The organism is Pseudarthrobacter sp. TRD_SC_9 (assembly GCF_055361265.1).
Window position 1 is genome coordinate 2,450,843 of record NZ_CM143956.1, and the last position, 17,689, is coordinate 2,468,531.

Annotated in this window: 14 protein-coding genes; 7 read left to right on the forward strand and 7 right to left on the reverse strand. The window is 64.5% G+C overall.

What is annotated here, in order from left to right; translation table 11 throughout:
• Positions 1-55 precede the first annotated feature (55 nt).
• The 5 genes from ACWA13_RS11420 to ACWA13_RS11440 all read left to right on the forward strand — a co-directional run bounded on the left by ACWA13_RS11420 (position 56) and on the right by ACWA13_RS11440 (position 8,277).
• The gene (locus tag ACWA13_RS11420; RefSeq protein WP_463934180.1) at positions 56-1,732 is read left to right on the forward strand and encodes an ABC transporter substrate-binding protein; all 1,677 of its coding nucleotides are present in this window, start codon (positions 56-58) and stop codon (positions 1,730-1,732) included.
• 82 nt (positions 1,733-1,814) lie between these two features.
• Positions 1,815-3,317, forward strand: coding sequence for a malate:quinone oxidoreductase (locus ACWA13_RS11425; RefSeq protein WP_463934181.1), 1,503 nt, complete (start codon positions 1,815-1,817; stop codon positions 3,315-3,317).
• Positions 3,318-3,377: 60 nt separating this feature from the next.
• Positions 3,378-6,575 carry an efflux RND transporter permease subunit gene (locus tag ACWA13_RS11430; RefSeq protein WP_463934183.1) on the forward strand — a complete coding sequence of 1,066 codons (3,198 nt, stop codon included), beginning with the start codon at positions 3,378-3,380 and terminating at the stop codon, positions 6,573-6,575.
• Between the two features lie 107 nt (positions 6,576-6,682).
• A complete protein-coding gene (locus ACWA13_RS11435; protein ID WP_463934185.1) occupies positions 6,683-7,816 on the forward strand; it encodes an LLM class flavin-dependent oxidoreductase in 1,134 nt (377 codons plus the stop codon).
• Complete coding sequence (locus ACWA13_RS11440; protein ID WP_463934187.1) at positions 7,816-8,277, forward strand: MarR family winged helix-turn-helix transcriptional regulator; 462 nt, start codon at positions 7,816-7,818, stop codon at positions 8,275-8,277. Before ACWA13_RS11435 ends, ACWA13_RS11440 begins: the two co-directional genes overlap by 1 nt.
• Positions 8,278-8,280: 3 nt before the next feature.
• Here the strand turns inward: ACWA13_RS11440 and ACWA13_RS11445 are convergent, their stop codons facing one another.
• Entirely contained in the window at positions 8,281-9,087 is an 807-nt protein-coding gene (locus tag ACWA13_RS11445; RefSeq protein WP_463934189.1) for a transglutaminase-like domain-containing protein, read from the reverse strand.
• A 16-nt stretch (positions 9,088-9,103) separates the two neighbouring features.
• Positions 9,104-9,943, reverse strand: coding sequence for a hypothetical protein (locus ACWA13_RS11450; protein WP_463934191.1), 840 nt, complete (start codon positions 9,941-9,943; stop codon positions 9,104-9,106).
• 71 nt (positions 9,944-10,014) lie between these two features.
• On the opposite strand from ACWA13_RS11450, the gene ACWA13_RS11455 reads away from it, so the two are divergent.
• Entirely contained in the window at positions 10,015-10,686 is a 672-nt protein-coding gene (locus ACWA13_RS11455) for a DUF1684 domain-containing protein (protein WP_463934193.1), read from the forward strand.
• A 2-nt stretch (positions 10,687-10,688) separates the two neighbouring features.
• Here the strand turns inward: ACWA13_RS11455 and ACWA13_RS11460 are convergent, their stop codons facing one another.
• The 5 genes from ACWA13_RS11460 to ACWA13_RS11480 are packed head-to-tail and all read right to left on the reverse strand — an operon-like array spanning position 10,689 to position 16,647.
• Complete coding sequence (locus ACWA13_RS11460) at positions 10,689-11,855, reverse strand: cysteine desulfurase family protein (RefSeq protein ID WP_463934194.1); 1,167 nt, start codon at positions 11,853-11,855, stop codon at positions 10,689-10,691.
• Between the two features lie 5 nt (positions 11,856-11,860).
• Complete coding sequence (gene nadC / locus ACWA13_RS11465; RefSeq protein WP_463937914.1) at positions 11,861-12,784, reverse strand: carboxylating nicotinate-nucleotide diphosphorylase; 924 nt, start codon at positions 12,782-12,784, stop codon at positions 11,861-11,863.
• A gap of 19 nt (positions 12,785-12,803) precedes the next feature.
• On the reverse strand, positions 12,804-14,519 hold the full coding sequence (gene nadB / locus ACWA13_RS11470; protein ID WP_463934196.1) for an L-aspartate oxidase: 1,716 nt from the start codon (positions 14,517-14,519) through the stop codon (positions 12,804-12,806).
• A 47-nt stretch (positions 14,520-14,566) separates the two neighbouring features.
• Positions 14,567-15,883 (reverse strand): quinolinate synthase NadA, encoded by a 1,317-nt coding sequence (gene nadA / locus ACWA13_RS11475; protein WP_463934198.1) that lies wholly within the window; start codon positions 15,881-15,883, stop codon positions 14,567-14,569.
• Positions 15,880-16,647, reverse strand: a complete 768-nt coding sequence (locus tag ACWA13_RS11480; RefSeq protein ID WP_463934200.1) for an NUDIX hydrolase — start codon at positions 16,645-16,647, stop codon at positions 15,880-15,882. Before ACWA13_RS11480 ends, nadA begins: the two co-directional genes overlap by 4 nt.
• 188 nt (positions 16,648-16,835) lie before the next feature.
• Here ACWA13_RS11480 and ACWA13_RS11485 point away from each other — a divergent pair, with 188 nt between their 5' ends.
• Positions 16,836-17,681 (forward strand): alpha/beta fold hydrolase, encoded by an 846-nt coding sequence (locus tag ACWA13_RS11485; RefSeq protein ID WP_463934201.1) that lies wholly within the window; start codon positions 16,836-16,838, stop codon positions 17,679-17,681.
• The last annotated feature ends 8 nt before the right edge of the window (positions 17,682-17,689 follow it).

Below are 17,689 nucleotides of genomic sequence, written 5' to 3' on the forward strand. Positions count from 1 at the left end.
ACTGTTCCGAGTCCGCAGTCAGTGGCGCCGGCCAGCAGCCAGAGGTGAAAAACGAGTGCCCAGCAGTCCTTCCCGACGAGCAGTAATTGCTTCCGGCACCGCGTTGCTGGCCTTCGCAGTCACATCCTGCATCGGAACCCCGGCACCATCACCATCGACGTCCACGGCCACGGGCAGCCCCAGTACCCCCGTGGAGCCTCAGGCACTTTTTACTTTCGGTACTGCCTCACGGCCCCTGGGCCTTGACCCGGCCCTGAACAGCGATCTCGAGTCCTACCGTGTATCCCGGCAGATCCTGGAGGGACTGGTGGGCGTAGACCAGACCACCGGCAATCCCACCCCGCTGCTCGCCACGGAGTGGGAAGAATCCGATGGCGGCCGTGCCTACACCTTCACGCTGCGGGACGGTGTCACTTTCCATGACGGAACTCCCTTCAACGCCGACGCTGTGTGCGCCAACTTCAACCGCTGGTTCAATTTCCCTGAGGAACTTCGCTCCCAAACACCTGGCAGTTCCTTCAAAAGTGTTTTCAAGGCCCATGCCGACCAGCCGGAGCTTTCGATCTTTAAGGCCTGCACAGCGGTGGCGGCGAACATCGTCCGGATCGAGCTCACCCAACGCTTCACGGGCTTCCTTCAGGCCCTGACCCTGCCCGCCTTCGCCATATCCTCCCCCACCGCGCTCGAAGCAGGCCGGGCCGACGTCCTTGATCAAATGCGCGCAGGGCAGCCACTTTCCGTGTACGCAGCCAAGCCAATCGGGACCGGCCCCTTTACGCTGTCCACATGGGATGACACCGGGATAACCCTTCTCAGCAACCCCGGTTACTGGGCGGACAGGGGCGAAATCGGGACCATCCGGTTTGTCACATACGACCACCCCGAGACCCGGCTGCAAGCCTTGCTGGACGGAAAGATTGACGGTTTTGACGGCGTCACCGTAGGGAACTTCGACCAGCTGATCAGGCGCGGCATGCAGATTGTCCAGCGCGATCCCTTCTCCGTCATGTACCTGGGGATGAACCAGGAAGTGCCGCTGCTGAAGGACATCAAGATCCGCCAGGCCGTGGAAATGGCAATCGACAAGGAAACCCTCATCCGGGAGTTCTTCATCGACAACACCGCCCCGGCCACGCAGTTCGTGCCGCCCAAGATCAGTGGCTTCAACAACAACGCGCCTTCGCTGGGCTATAACCCGGAGGACGCGCGCAAACTGCTGGCCGAGGCCGGTTACCAGGGGGAAGAGCTCAAGTTCTACTACCCCCTCAATGCCACCCGCACCTACCTTCCCACCCCGGAAAAGGTGTACGCGGAGCTGAGCCGCCAACTGACCGCCGTCGGGTTCAATATCAGACCGGTGCCGGTCGACTGGGCGGACGGTTACCTCCAGAAAATCACCACACCGGGCGATCACGCGTTGCACCTGTTGGGGTGGAACGGCTCCTATTCGGACGCTGACAATTTTGTTGGCCCGCTGTTTGGTTCGAAGACCGGTGAATTCGGCTTCCAGGACCCACAGGTGATTGCCAAGATCAACCGGGCCCGCGGGCTTCCGGAGAGCGACGAGCGGGATGAGCTTTATCACACCATAAATAAGGAAGTCGCTGCCGCCATCCCGGCCGTCCCCATTGCGTTCCCCATCTCCGCTCTGGCATTGTCCGACCGGGTGCTCCAATACCCCGCCTCACCGGTGTTGAATGAAGTTTTCACAATGGTTCGCCTGAAGCCTTGACGGAGCTGACCAATTTCAGTATGTAGGCGTGGCGGGGATATTCTGTGACAGCCAGAGCCGCCGCCGCTATCGGAGACTGATTGTGACTTTCATTTCCAAGACCAAACGCACCGACGTCGTCCTGATCGGCGGCGGAATCATGAGTGCCACCCTCGGTGCGTTTATCAAGCAGCTGGAGCCGGACTGGAACATTTCCCTCTTCGAAAAGCTGGACCAGGCCGGACTGGAGAGCTCGGATCCCTGGAACAACGCAGGTACCGGCCACGCGGCACTTTGCGAGCTGAACTACTCCCCCGCAGCCAAAGACGGCTCGGTGGACCCTACCAAGGCGCTGCTCATCAACGAACAGTTCCAGCTCTCCCGCCAGTTCTGGTCACACTTGGTGAAGAACTCCCTGATCGGCTCCCCCAAAGGCTTCATCAACACCGTTCCGCACATGAGCTTTGTCATCGGCGATGAACACAGCGCGTTCCTGAAGCGGCGCCATGAAGCCCTGAAGCCGCACACGCTGTTCCGTAGCATGGAGTACTCCGAGGACCAGGGCCAGATCGGGAAATGGGCTCCGCTGATCGTCAAGGGCCGCGACCCCAAGCAGAGCGTGGCCGCCACGTATGCTCCGGAAGGCACCGACGTCGACTTCGGCGCGTTGACCCGCGAACTCACTGGATACCTCGGCGCCAACGGTGTTGAGGTCAACTACGGACACACGGTCACCGGGATCCGCAAAGCCTCCGACGGCGGCTGGGACCTCTCACTGAAGCACCCCGCTTCAGGCGAACGCGGCTCCATTCATGCCAAATTTGTTTTTGTCGGCGCCGGCGGCGGTGCGCTCCACCTCCTGCAGGCTTCCGGAATTCCGGAAGGCAAGGGCTTTGGCGGGTTCCCGGTTTCCGGCCAGTTCTTCCGCTGCACGGATGAGTCACTTGCCGCCCAGCACAGCGCCAAAGTTTACGGCCAGGCCTCAGTGGGCGCACCGCCCATGTCCGTTCCGCACCTGGACACCCGCTATGTGAAGGGTAAGCGGTCACTCCTGTTTGGCCCCTACGCCGGATTCTCCACCAACTTCCTCAAGCGCGGCTCCTACCTTGACCTCCCATTGTCCATCCGTCCCCACAACATCATTCCCATGCTGGCGGTGGGCAAAGACAACATGGACCTGACCACGTACCTCATCAAGGAGGTGGCGAAGAGCCATTCGGACAAAGTGGAGTCCCTCCGCGAGTACTACCCGGAGGCCAAGGAAACGGACTGGGAGCTCATCACCGCCGGCCAGCGGGTCCAGATCATCAAGAAGGATCCCAAAAAGGGCGGTGTGCTGCAGTTCGGCACAGAGGTCATCGCGGGCCGGGACGGCAGCATCGGTGCACTGCTGGGCGCCTCCCCCGGAGCATCCACGGCTGTTCCCATCATGATCGAGCTGCTGCAAAAGTCCTTCCCCAAGAACTTCAAGGGCTGGCAGGGCAAGCTGAAGGACATGATGCCCGGTTACGGCGTGAAGCTCGATGAAAACCCTGAGCTCGCCGCAAAGATTGAGAAGTACACTGCTGACACCCTCGAGCTGAAAAGCACTTCAGCGGCCCGCTGATCCGCTGGCCGCCCGGCGGGGGTAACCCTCCACGCATCGCAAAACCCCAGGAGTCGCGGGATGTTCCGCCTGGCACAACTTTCACTGGCCAACCGGGCACTGATCGCACTGGTTACTGTCTTCGCGTCGGTTTTCGGCGTGATCACCATGTCATCGCTGAAACAGGAACTCATTCCTTCCATCGAGTTCCCGCAGGTGACCGTGCTGTCCTCCATGCCCGGCGCGTCGCCCGAAGTGGTGGACAAACAGGTCAGCACCCCGCTGGAGACGGCGCTTAACAGCGTTGAGGGACTTGAATCGACGGCGTCAACCTCAAGGAGCGGCGTCTCCCAGGTCAGCCTCGTCTTCCGGTACGGGACCAACCTGGACCGCGCCCGAAACCAGATCGACCGCGCCATCTCCAATGCAAAACGGATCCTGCCGGAGGACGTGGAACCGCAGGCGGTAGCCGGCAGCATCAGCGACTTCCCCATTGTGTTCCTGGCCGTCTCCTCGGACAAGCCGCTCAGCGAGCTTAACGCTGACCTGCAGCGGCTGAGCGTTCCGCGCCTCCAGAAGCTCGACGGCGTCCGCAGCGCCGATGTGACGGGCGGAGCCACCCAACACGTGGAGATCCTTCCCCGCGCCGATGCCATGGCGGCCCGCGGTGCCACCCTGACCGCCATCAACGATGCCCTGGCCAACAACGGCGACCTGATTCCTGCCGGCACCATCGAGGACCAGGGCAGGACGCTCTCCCTGCAGATCGGCAGCCCGATCGATTCGCTCGAGGCAATCCAGGCCCTGCCGCTGGCCGGCGCCAAGCAGCCCACCACTATCGGTTCCGTTGCCGACGTCGCCGTCAAGGACGACGAACGCACTTCAATTACCCGCACGAACGGCGAAGAAACGCTCGCTGTGTCAGTGACCAAAAAGCCAGACGGCGACACCGTAGGGATCTCGCATGCGGTCAACGGCATCCTGCCGGAGCTGGAGGCAGAGCTCGGTTCCAATGCCAGGTTCACTGCCGTGTTCGACCAGGCGCCGTTCATTGAGAAGTCCATCAAGGACCTCACTACCGAAGGGCTGCTGGGGCTGGGCTTCGCCGTGGCCGTCATCCTGGTTTTCCTGATGTCTGCACGCTCCACGCTGGTTACGGCGGTTTCCATCCCGCTGTCCCTGCTCATCACCTTCATCGGCCTGGCCGCTACCGGCTACTCACTGAACATCCTCACCCTCGGAGCCCTGACCATTGCCATCGGACGGGTGGTGGACGATTCAATCGTGGTGATTGAGAACATCAAGCGACACCTGAACTACGGCGAAGACAAAGTCCCGGCGATCCTGACGGCAATCCGCGAGGTGGCCGGCGCCATCACCGCGTCCACCCTGACAACCGTGGCCGTTTTCCTTCCTATTGCCTTCGTGGGCGAGCTGGCTGGTGAACTGTTCCGGCCTTTCGCCCTGACCGTAACCATGGCACTGCTGGCCTCGCTCCTGGTCTCACTCACGATCGTGCCGGTGCTGGCCTACTGGTTCCTGAAGACACCTGTGCAGGCCGGGCTTACGGCGGCTGAAGTCCGTGAGGCGGCCGCGGAGGCGCGCCAGCGGGCGGAGGCCGCGGAGGAGAAGAGCTTCCTTCAGCGCGGCTACCTTCCCATCCTGGCCAAGACGCAGAAGCATCCTGTCTGGACACTGGTGGCGGCCGGCCTGGTGCTGGGTGCCACGGCAGCCATGACGCCGCTGCTGCCCACCGACCTGTTGGGCCAGTCCGGCCAGAACAGCCTCACCGTCCGCCAGGTGCTTCCTGGCGGCACCAGTTTGGCCGACACCAATGCCCAGGCGGTCCGGGTGGAGGAGGTACTGCGCGGGATCGACGGTGTAGAAACCGTACAAGTGACCTCGGGCAATGCGCAGACCGGCTTTGCCGCACTCACGTCCACCGGAGCGTCCAACTCCACGTTCACCGTGGTCACCGACGAGCAGGCCGATCAGGCGGAGCTCCAGGACACTGTGCGGAACCAGCTGACCGCGCTGCCCGGGGCAGGCAAGATCACCGTGGGCACCCAGCAGGGTGGCTTCGGCGCCTCCAACACCGTCGACATCACGCTCAAGGCTGCCACGTCCGCGGACCTGCAGCAGGCCAGTGACGCAATGGTCAGCGCCATGACCGGGGTGCCCGGAACCACCGAGGTGGCCAGCAACCTGGCGGCAAGCCAGGACGTGGTCCAGGTCCGGATCGACCGGGCCAAAGCCACTGCCGCCGGGCTGAACGAGGAGCAGGTAGCCGGGATACTGGCCTCCACCATCAGCCCGCTTCCGGCAGGAACCGTCCGTTTTAATACCACCGATTTCCCGGTGCGCATTGGCCGGGGCACCGACTTCACCAGCATCGACGGGGTCCGCAACCTGCCGCTGCCTGGCGGGGCAGGGACTCTCGCATCCATCGCCGCAGTGGAGCAGGTGGCAGTGCCCGTCTCCGTTACCTCCACCAACGGCCAGCGCACCGCCAAAGTGTCATTGACGCCGTCGGGCTCCAATCTTGGCGCCGTGAGTGCCTCCGTCCAGGAACGGCTTGACGGCGTCAGGCTCCCGGCGGGAGTGACCGCGGAAATCGGCGGCGCCACCACCGCGCAGGCGGAGTCCTTCCAGCAACTGGGACTCGCGTTGCTGGCAGCTATCGCAATTGTCTACGTGATTATGGTGGCGACGTTCAAATCGCTGATCCAGCCGCTCATCCTGCTTGTCTCCGTCCCGTTTGCCGCCACCGGTGCCGTGGCGATGCTTCTGATCAGCGGAGTGCCGCTGGGCCTGCCGTCCCTGATCGGCATGTTGATGCTGGTGGGGATCGTGGTGACTAATGCGATCGTCCTGATCGACCTGATCAACCAGTATCGCCGGCCAAACGAAGGCCGGGCGGGCATGAACGTCGCCGAGGCGATTCGCCACGGTGCACGACAGCGGCTTCGGCCTATCCTCATGACAGCCCTGGCAACGGTGTTTGCCCTGACCCCAATGGCCTTGGGCCTGACGGGCGGTGGCGGCTTCATCTCCCAGCCGCTGGCCGTCGTCGTAATCGGTGGACTGGTGTCCTCCACTGCCCTGACCCTGGTGCTGGTGCCCGTGCTGTACCGGCTGGTGGAGGGCCGCAGGGAACGCCGTGAGCTCCTGGCCGACCTGCAGCGGATACCGTCCACCGGTTCACGGGAAAGCACCGAATCCGCGGACTGGACCACCGGCATGATCCCCAAGACCACCGGCCGGCGCGCCCAGCACTGACAGGGAATATCTTTCGTCCAGGAGCGTTACATCTGGCGATAGATGCAAATGCATCTATATTGATGTAGAGTGGAAGTAAGCCACAGCCACATAACGGGAGGCAGATCATGCAAATCGGCGTATTCAGTGTCAGCGACATCACCACGGACCCCACCACGGGCCGCACCCCCACGGAGAACGAACGCATCAAGGCCTCCGTGGCAATCGCCAAAAAGGTCGAAGAGATCGGCATGGATGTCTACGCAATCGGTGAGCACCACAACCGGCCGTTCTTCTCCTCCTCACCCACCACAACCCTTGCTTACATTGCAGCCCAGACCGAGCGCATCACCCTCTCCACGGCGACCACGCTGATCACCACCAATGATCCTGTGAAGATTGCCGAGGACTTCGTCATGCTGCAGCACCTTGCTGACGGCCGGGTTGACCTGGTCCTGGGCCGCGGCAACACGGCCCCCGTCTACCCCTGGTTCGGCAAGAACATCCAGGACGGTATCGAACTGGCCATCGAAAACTACAGCCTGCTCCGCCGCCTCTGGGACGAAGACACCGTCAGCTGGTCCGGCAAGTTCCGCACCCCGCTGCAGAACTTCACCTCCACACCCCGGCCGCTGGACGGCGTCGCCCCCTTTGTGTGGCACGGCTCCATCCGGACGCCACAGATCGCCGAAGTGGCTGCCTACTACGGGGACGGCTTCTTCGCGAACAACATTTTCTGGCCCAAGGAGCACTACCAGCAGCTGATCGGCCTTTACCGCGAGCGCTATGAGCACTACGGCCACGGCAAGGCAGACCAGGCGATTGTGGGCCTGGGCGGCCAGTTCTTCATGCGCAAGAATTCCCAGGACGCCGTCAACGAGTTCCGGCCCTACTTCGACAACGCGCCGGTGTATGGCCACGGACCGTCGTTGGAGGATTTCACCTCGCAGACGCCGCTGACAGTCGGAAGCCCGCAGGAAGTCATAGAAAAGACCCTTACCTTCCGCGAGTTCTTCGGTGACTACCAGCGCCAGCTGTTCCTGATTGACCATGCCGGACTTCCGCTGAAGACGGTGCTGGAGCAACTGGACCTGTTTGGCGAGGAAGTGCTGCCGGTCCTCCGCAAGGAATACGCCGCAAAGAAGCCGGCACATGTGCCGGACCCGCCGACCCATGCCGGACGCGTGGCAGCGCTGCTGGCGCGCCAGGACCAGGCGCAGGAAACTGCACCCGCAACCCAGGCAGCCGGAACGGAGTCCTAGTGGGCACCGGACCTCAGGAATCGGCTACCCGGCTGGCTGCCGAGACATGGGAATCGCTGTTCCGGGCCCAGGTGGCGGTCATGCGCAAACTGCAGGCCGGGGCGGCTTTCAAGACCATACCGGTGAACGAATACGACGTGCTGTTCACGCTCTCGCAGTGTCCGTCCGGCTGGCTTCGGCTCAATGAGCTCAACCATCACGTCCTGCTGAGCCAGTCCAGTCTCAGCAGGATGGTGGAGCGGCTGGAGAAGCGCGGGCTGGTGGAGCGGACCACCGCCCCGGAAGACGGCCGCGGTGTCCTCCTGTCGCTGACCGAGGCCGGCAGGGCGTTGCAGAGGGAAGTCGGCCTCAGCCACGTGCGGGACATCGCGGGAATTGTGAAACCGGCCCTGACTACGGCGGAGCAGCGCGAGCTCAAACGCCTGACGGACAAGCTGCGGGACTCCATCACGGCCCGCTAGGCGTTAGCCCAAGACCTCCAGCCGGGAGTAGTCCTCCACGGGCAGGTCGCCGTTGACCACCGCTGTCACCTGCATCTTCTTCAGGGTGAGCCGTCCGCCCACCGTGGAGAGGAAGGCGGTGTCAGCGGCGTCACGGCCAACAGAAATCCGGACCATGGAAGCCCGGGGAGCAAGGCCGGTTGGGTCTATGACGTGCCATTGCCCGTCCACATGGGCCTCGGCCACGGCGTGGAAGTCCATGGGCGTCAGCCCCGGGGCGTATACGGCCGTCAGCCTGGCCGGAACGTCCCGTGCCCGCAGCAGCGCGATAGCCAGATGGGCGAAGTCACGGCATACGCCCCTTCGGTGCAGCAGGGTTTCCACTGCGCCGTCCGTCACTCGTGATGAACCGCTGACGTATGCCAGTTCGTTCGCCACCCAGTCACGGACGCCCAGGATGAGGTCCCTGCCCGTGAGGGCGCCGAGTTCGGCGTAGGCGGTGGGCAGAATCCGGTCCGACTCCGCATACCGGCTGGGCCGGACGTAGCGGATGAGGTCCACCGCCATAACGTCCGCCGGAATTGCCTGACCGGCAAGAGTTGCTGAGTAGTCAACAGTCACCTCAGCTGGTTCCGCTATTTCGAGATAATGGATCCTGCCACCATGGTCATCCGTAATTTCCCGGACCGGCACCTCTGTTTCATTCGCCCTGACTGTAAGCACTTCCGAAAACGAGGTATAGCCCGGGTTCCGGGCAGCAGCGACTGCCAGGGCAATCTTCGTGTCTGCGATGGTACTGAAAACAAGGCTTGTTGAAACAGAGCGTTCCATGAATCTCCGAAGGGGGCTAGGTGTTGATCACCAGCGACATTAGCATCCGCTGTACGTTGGCAAATTCGCTCCCCTGGCTGACGTACTTTTCGGCCTGGTCCAAGGTGTCGAACGCCTTTGCGGGAGCAACCTTTTCGTCCGGGGCAAAGGCCTTGAACGTGTCCATGTCGCCGAAGGAGTAATTGCCCGTCCCCGCCGGGCCGCTGACCACGTTTACCAGGGTGCAGGCGCTTCCATCCGCTCCGCCTGCCATGTTCGTTATCCCGTAGGAGCCGAAGTACCGGTACCCCTGGATGACCCGGAACACCACCCGCGGGTCGATGGCTGCCGCATCGCTGGACGGGAGTTCCACCGGGTCGCTGCTGAGCACAATGTAGGGTTTCCGCTCCGGGTCGGGGCATTCCGGAACAGGAGTTTCCGGCAGGCCGGTTTTCAAGGTGGCCAGTACCGTACCGTCCCCTGTCTTGACCTCCACCTTCAAGGCACCCGGTAGCGTGCCGGCATCCGGCGGCACCGACTGCGCGATCCAGTCATCCGGCAGATCGAAGCTCACCTTGCGCCCGGGATCGGTATATGTCTTCCATACCGCTGCCGTACGAGAGTCAGAGGTTCCGGTACTTTCTGAAGGTCCGGGTGTCTCCGTCGTGCCCGTTGGACCTTCAGAAGCCGACGACGTCGGCCGGCTTGAGGCGGAGCCGGTGGCATCGGGCTGCGCGGTCCACGAAGGCTGCCCGCCGCCATCGTTACTGCATCCTGAAAGAAGTACGAGGACGGCGACGGCGGCAAATGCGGCAGCAGATCGCGAGGCAGGTGCCCTCCGGAAGGTGGCCGAGCTGGTGGATACTGTCCCGTTCATGGATTCAGCCTAATCGTGCCGGACCGTCCGCCGGGGACATTCTTTGGTCCTTGCGGCGCTAGGGTGGAAGCATGACGGAAGAGCACGGCGTCGCGGGCGACGAGACAGTTCCGGATATGTCTGCCCTGGATATTGCCGACTGGCGGCTGCGGACCTTTGCCCTGTACGACAGGGTGCGCACGCTGGCCGCCGCGGATCCCGCAGAAGCGCACAGCTACTGGCGGCACGAACGCGACCGTATGTTCGCCACCCACCCGGCCTCGGCACTGTCGGCCAAAGACAAGACGGAGTTTTCCGGCCTCAGGACCGCCCACTACGATCCCATCTACCGATTCCATGTGCCACTGACGCTGGAAGGCGCCGGGCGGGAGATGACCGTGGAGACAGGAACAGACGGTACTGTCCCCTTCGTCCGGTTGGGTACCTTCGATCTCCCGGAAATGGGCCAGCTGGCCGTCTGGAAGGTCCGGGGCTACGGCGGCGGGATCTTTGTCCCGTTCCGTGACGCCACCGCAGGCCAGGCGGGCGGCAGCTACGGCGGGGGCAGGTACCTCATCGACACCATCAAGGGCGCCTTCCACGGCGTCCGCGGTTCAGGGCCGGACGCTTCCTTCGTGCTGGACTTCAACTTTGCATACAACCCGTCCTGCGCATACAACGAAGCGTGGGCGTGCCCATTGCCTGGCCCTGAGAACCGGTTGGCAGTCGAAATCCCCGCTGGCGAGCTGGTGGCCACGGCCTGACGTCAGGTGGGGACACCCAGTCCCCGGACACGTCCGACGGCGGCAATTACCTCCCGTGCCGCCGTCGAAAGTTCCACTGTTGTTGTGGTGGCATCGAAGCTGAAGCGCACGGCCGTCTGCGCCACCTCAGGACTGATACCCATGGCAAGCAGGACCGGTGACGGCGCATCGGAACCCGCGGCGCAAGCGGAACCGCTGGAGCACACCACCCCGGCCCGTTCCAGTTCCAGCAGCAGGGACTCCCCGCTGGTGCCCGGGAAACAGAAAGAGGCGAGCCCGGGCAGGCGGCTGACGGGGTGGCCGGTGAGCAGGGCTTCCGGCAACCCGGCCTGCACCTGGGCAATAAAACCATCCCGCCGTTCAGCGAGTCCGGCCGCCCTGGCTGCGATGTCCACGCCGGTACCAGCCAGGCTCAACGCCGCGGCAACGCCTACCGCCCCGGCAACATTCTCCGTACCCGAGCGCCTGCCGCGTTCCTGGCCGCCGCCGTGAATCAGCGGCTCCAGGCCCAGCCGGCCGCGGACAAACAGTACGCCGCAGCCTTTGGGCGCACCCAGCTTATGACCGGACAGACTCAAGGCATCAACACCCAGGTCCTTGACGTCGAGTGGGACCGAGCCCGCTGCCTGCACAGCATCCGTGTGGAACGGAACCCCGTGCCCGCGTGCAATGCCGGCGAGCTCCCGGATGGGCTGGACACTGCCCACCTCGTTGTTGGCGTACATAATGCTCACCAGCGCCGTCTCCGGCCGGAGAACCTGCTCCAGGGCTTCGATAGTCACCAGGCCGTGCCGGTCCACGCCCACCACGTCCACGTGGAAACCGTGGAACCTCTCCAGGTAGCGGGCGGATTCCTCCACGGCGGGATGTTCCACCGCGCTGATGACCACCCTGTTCAGGGTGGGATCGGCAGCCTGCCTGGCCAGCGCGATGCCCTTGACGGCCAGGTTGTCCGCCTCCGTCCCGCCGGAGGTGAACGTAATATCGCTGCTCCGGCAGCCCAGGAAGTCTGCCGTGGTTTTCCGGGCGTCTCCGAGCGCGGCGGCCGCGGCCTCGCCCAGTGTGTGATGGCTGGATGGATTGCCGAACTCGCCGGTGAAGTAAGGCCACATGGCTTCAATCACCTCGCGGCGAACGGGGGTGGTGGCAGCGGCGTCCAGGAAAATCACGGTGCTCAGTCCCCCGTGCCGGCAATTGCCCCTGCGACTGCCACCATCGGTTCGGCGTCGTCGACAACGAGCTCCACGTCCAGCCCCAGGTCCAGCGCGGCCACACTATGGGTCAGGCCACCGATCGAGATGACGTCGACGCCGGTCGCGGCAATTGCCGCCACAGTCTCCAGGCTAACGTTCCCGCTGGCTTCCACTACTGCACGGCCGGCCACCTGCTGCACACCCGCCCGGAGCGCGGCCAGGGAGAAGTTGTCCAGCATGATCGTGTCCACGCCGGCGGCCAGCACGGGTTCGATCTGTTCCGCGCGGTCGACCTCGACTTCGAAGTGCGTGGTGTGGCCCAACTGCGCCTTTGCGGCAGCCAGGAGTCCGGTAAGTTTGGCGGAATCCCCGCCGGTCATCACTGCCAGGTGGTTGTCTTTGGCCAGGACGGCGTCGGACAGGCTGTAGCGGTGGTTCGCTCCCCCGCCACAGCGCACCGCATAACGTTCCAGCACGCGCAGCCCGGGCGTGGTCTTGCGGGTATCGGTGATACGGGAGGCAGTCCCTTCCACGAGCCTGACGAATTCAGCGGTCCTGGTGGCAATCGCACTCATCCGCTGGACCAGGTTCAACGCCACGCGCTCGGCCAGGAGCACCGAGCGGGCGTTGCCGCTGACCCTGGCGAGGTGCGTCCCGGCGTCGAACGTGGCTCCGTCGGGGACCAGGAGGTCCACGACGGTGTGCGGATCAATCAGTACCATGGCGTCCCGGAAGACGGTCCCGCCGCTGAAGACGCCGGGCACCCGGGCGTTGAGCACCGCACTGGCCTTCGCGTCGGCAGGGATCAGCAGCTGCGAGGTGATGTCTCCGCTGGGCGCATCCTCCGCGAAGGCGCGTTCCAGTATCTCGCGGACGGGTGCCGCGGGCAGGGTCAGTCTGGTCATCGGGTTGGTCATCGCAGGCTCACTTCCGGCTTAGGGTATAGCGCTGGTCATATTCTTCGACGGCGGCGGCAGCAGGTCCGGGCCGGAAGGCGCTCCGGTAGTGCGCACCCAAGGAGGTGCGTCGCTGCCGGGCAGCTTCCACCAGCAGCTGCGCAGCCAGGAGCAGGTTGGCGTCCTCGTGCACCTGGGGATCGTCAGAGTCAGGAACGGCTCCAGGAACAACGACGCCGGCCCACGCCGCAAGTTCGGCGGCCGCCTCCCGCAGCAACCGGCTATCGCGGATCACCCCGGCCTTGGCAGTCATCAGCAAGCGCAGGGCATTGCGGGAGAACGCACCCGGGGCCGCAAAGGAGGCCTCGATCGGTCCTGGAGCAGGCACAGCATCGAACTTCCAAACTGGTGTTCGTCCGGATTGGACGTCGGCACGGGGGCCGGGCGCAGGCGTCAAAGGTTCCGCCGGGCCGGACCCGACCACGGAGGAAGCGCCGGAAGAGGCATTAAGAAAGTCGGCGACTGCCCGGCGCCCGAAGACAAGCCCCTCAAGAAGCGAGTTGCTGGCAAGCCGGTTTGCGCCCTGGACGCCAGTGCAGGCTGCTTCGCCGGCGGCGTACAGCCCGGGAAGGCTGGTGCGGGCGTTGAGATCGGTGGCGACGCCGCCCATCCAGTAGTGGGCGGCCGGGGCGACGGGAACGGGTTCGCGGGTCCAGTCGACGCCGGCTTCGCGGGTGCGCCGGCTGAGGGTGGGGAAGCGCCGTTCCAGGAAGCCGGCGCCGCGGGTTTCCTCGATGACGCGGGCGTCGAGGAATACATGGCCGGTGGGGTCGCCCAGGGCGGCAAGGTGCAGGGCAATGCTGCGGGACACCACGTCGCGGGGCGCCAGTTCGGCATCCGGATGGTAGTCGGGGAGGAACCGCGTTCCGTTGGCGTCGACAAGGATGGCGCCCTCGCCGCGGACGGCCTCGGAAATGAGGAGGGGCTCGTTGCCGCCGCGGTTAACACCGGCGGATGCTTCCTGCGGGCGGACCAGGCACGTCGGGTGGAACTGGAAGAACTCGAGGTCCGTAACGGCTGCACCGGCCCGCCAGGCGAGCGCCAACCCGTCCGCAGTGGCCACCGCAGGATTGGTGGTCTGGGCAAACAGCCGGCCCGCGCCACCTGTGGCGAGCAGGACGGCATCGGCTTCCAGTGATGCCATCCGGCCGCCGAAGAGGTAGTTCACCCCGGTGACCCTGCCGCCGTCGAGCAGGAGCGAAGTGACCTGGGCGTGGGCAATCACGCGGAGGCTGCCCCGGGTCTGGGCGTCCAGCAGGCTGGCGATGAGGGCCGAGGACACGCCTGCGCCGGTGGCATCACCGCCGGAGTGCAGGATGCGGGGGGCAGAGTGGGCTCCCTCAAGGCCAAGGGAAGGATCTCCGTCGGGCTCCAGGTCGAAGGACACGCCAAAACGCCGCAGGCCGGCAATGTCATGGCGCGCTTCCGTGCACATGATCCGTACGGCTTCCTCGTTGCAGTGCCCGGCTCCGGCCCGCAGCGTGTCAGCAATATGGGCCGCCACGGTATCGCCCGGGGCCGGCTGCTCCAGCACGGCGGAAATCCCGCCCTGGGCATGGGAGGTGTTGCTGTCAGCCAGGGCGGCCTTGCTCAGCAACACGGTCTCCACGCCGGCGTCAGCTGCGAGCAGGGCGGCGTAAAGTCCCGCCACGCCGCTGCCTACGACGATGAGCCGTGGAGCCATGGCTCCTGCCGCCTCCCCGTGGGCCGCCTTCCAGTTCTGCCTGCCACTCATTTCGGCTTCGCCGCCAGCATGCGTTCCAGGGCCACCTTTGCATCGGCCTGCACCGCTGCGTCCACAGTGATCCGGTTGACAATGTGTCCCGCCACCAGTTCCTCCAGCACCCAGGCAAGGTAACCGGGATGGATGCGGTACATGGTGGAGCAGGGGCAGATGACCGGGTCGAGGCAGAAGATGGTGTGCTGCGGGTATTCAGCGGCCAGCCGGTTGACCATGTTGATCTCGGTTCCGATGGCGAACGTGGTGGGTTCAGTTGCCGCTGCGATGGCCTTCTTGATGAAGTCGGTGGAACCGGCGGAGTCCGCGGCGTCCACCACCTCCATGGGGCATTCCGGGTGGACGATGACGTTGACGCCGGGGAAGTCGGCCCGTGCCTTGTCGATCTGGGCCACGTTGAAGCGCTTGTGCACCGAGCAGAAGCCGTGCCAAAGGATCACCCGCGAGTCCAGGATCGCCCGCTCATCGTTGCCGCCCAACTCCTTGCGGGGATTCCACATAGGCATCTGCTCCAGCGGCACCCCCAGGGCCTTGGCAGTGTTGCGCCCCAGGTGCTGGTCCGGGAAAAACAGGACCCGCTGTCCGCGTTCGAAGGCCTCTTCCAGCACTGTCCGCGCATTGGAGGACGTGCACACCACACCGCCGTGACGGCCGCAAAAGGCCTTCAGTGCTGCGGAGGAGTTCATGTAGGTGACGGGGATGACCGGAACCCGGCCCGCGGCGTCGGGCTCTGTCCCGAAGATTTCGGTGAGCTGTTCCCAGCAGTCCTCCACTGAATCTTCATCCGCCATGTCCGCCATGGAGCAACCGGCAGCCAGGTTGGGCAGGATCACGGCCTGCTCAGGGGTGGAGAGGATGTCAGCGGTTTCGGCCATGAAGTGCACACCGCAGAAGATGATGGCCTCGGCGTCAGGCCTGGTCAGCGCAGCGTTGGCCAGTTGGAAGGAGTCGCCCACGAAGTCCGCGTACTGGATCACCTCGTCCCGCTGATAGAAGTGGCCCAGAATGACGGCCCGGTCCCCCAGGCGTTCCTTGGCCGCGCGGATCAAGGTGTCCAGTTCGGCGTCGCTGGCTGCCTTGTATTTTTCCGGCAGCTGGCCCTGCCTCGGTGTTGTGGCGGGAGCCACATCGGAGCTGGAGGCGCCGGGCCCGTAAGCGGGTGTCCCGGCGAGCGCCTCGGCGAGGTCGTAGTCCCAGGGACCACGGGAAAGGTCCGGGCTGCAGGTGCCCCCGGCGCTCTTCCCTGCAGTCACGGCATTTTCAGCCTGTTCGCGCGTGATCAGCTGGATCGCTGTGTTGACGCTGCTCATGGTGTGCTCCTGTTGTCTTGGTCAAGGCCGGGACGGCCGGTGAAGCGGTACAAACGGGGAGGGCGGTGCTTGCCGCCTTGGAGGTATCTGTCGGTTTCCTGGATTTCCGGGGTGGCTTTGACCTGGCGACGAAAGTTGGCGGGGTCCAGTTCACGGTCAAGGACCGCCTCGTAGACTTCGCGGAGTTGAGCCAGGGTGAAGTACTCGCCGAGCAGGTGGTAGGCCACCGATCCGTAGGCCACCTTGCTGCGCAGCCTGCCCAGTGCGTAGTCCACGATGTCGTTGTGGTCGAAGGCCAGCTCGCCCAGGCGGTCGGCGCGGAACCACTTCACGTTTTCTGATTCCGCAGCGAGCGCGGCCTCAGTGGGCTGGACCAGTGCCCAGTAGACGATGGACACGACCCGCTGGGTGGGAGAGCGGTGCAGGCCGCCGAAGGCGTAGAGCTGTTCAAGGTAGCTGGGCGCCAGGCCGGTGGTGTCGCGCAGGTTCCGGGAGGCGGCGTCCTGCAGGGACTCGGTGTGGCTCAACGGGCCGCCCGGGAGTGCCCATTGCCCTTTGAAGGGCTCTCGGATACGCCGGACCAACGGCATCCAGAGGGTGGGGCGGCCGGAGGCCGCGCTGGGACGCAAGGCAAAAATCACTGTGGAAATAGCTAATGACGGCGGGGCGGCAAGGCGTTCAGAAACGTTCGCAGAACTCGTATACACAGGATCACCTGCCTTCCGTCCATCCGGTCCTTGGCAATGCGTCGCGGGGAGGTCCATCCGTGTTCCCGCCTGTCGGCCCAGCATACCACTAGTTATAGTCATCTTGACCTGAACTAATGCTACGCGCGGCGCGGCACGGGGCAAAATCCCGCGGCCAGTATGACGGCCGGCAGGTAAAGTGAGCGGTACCCCAGCGTTGGGGACGGAACCACAGCGCTCCAAGCGGCAACCGGAGGTATAGCATCATGAGCGGCAGGCACAGCGTCGGGCAGCATTCCCACACGGTGGAAGGCACAGACCCCCAGCTCTACTTCGAAGTCCACACGCCGGAAACTGACGCCGGAACCAGGCCGGTACTGCTGATCCACGGCTTCTCCTCCTCCAGCAAACTCAACTGGGAGAATACGGGCTGGCTGGGCGCACTCCGCGAGGCCGGACGCACCGTCATAACCGTCGACCTGCCGGGCCATGGCCGCAGCAGCGTGCCCGAAGACCTGGACTCCTACTCGCCCAGCCGGATCCGCGCGGATCTCCTGCAGATAGCTTTCGATGCCGGAGCGCGGCCCCTGCTCGATGGACATCCCGAAAGCGGCCTGGACGTGATCGGCTATTCCTTGGGGTCCCGGCTCGCCTGGGAATTTGGTGCCACCCAGCCGGAGTTGGTGCATCGCCTGGTCCTGGGTGGACCGAACGTCGCCGATCCGCTGGCTGCCTTCGACCTCTCCGCAGCGCAGCGCTACCTGGCAGACGGGACGCCTATTGCAGATGAGTCCACGGCCAGCCTTTTCCGGATGGTCCAAATGGTTCCCGGGAACAACACCTTTGCCATGCTCTCCCTTGTTGAAGCCATCAAGGCAGAACCCTACGACCCCGCCGAAGCGGTGCCGCACATGCCCATGCTGCTGGTGGCCGGGGAAAAGGACGAACGCGCGGTCAGCATGCCGCAACTGGCTGAACTCGCCAGGGGCGCCGGCTCCCTGGTGGAGCAGCTGATGATTCCGGGCCGCAACCACAACAACACGATCACCAGCCGGGCCTTCAAACAGGCGGCAATCGACTTCCTGGCAGCCCCACAGATCCCGGCGGCGTAATTCCGCTG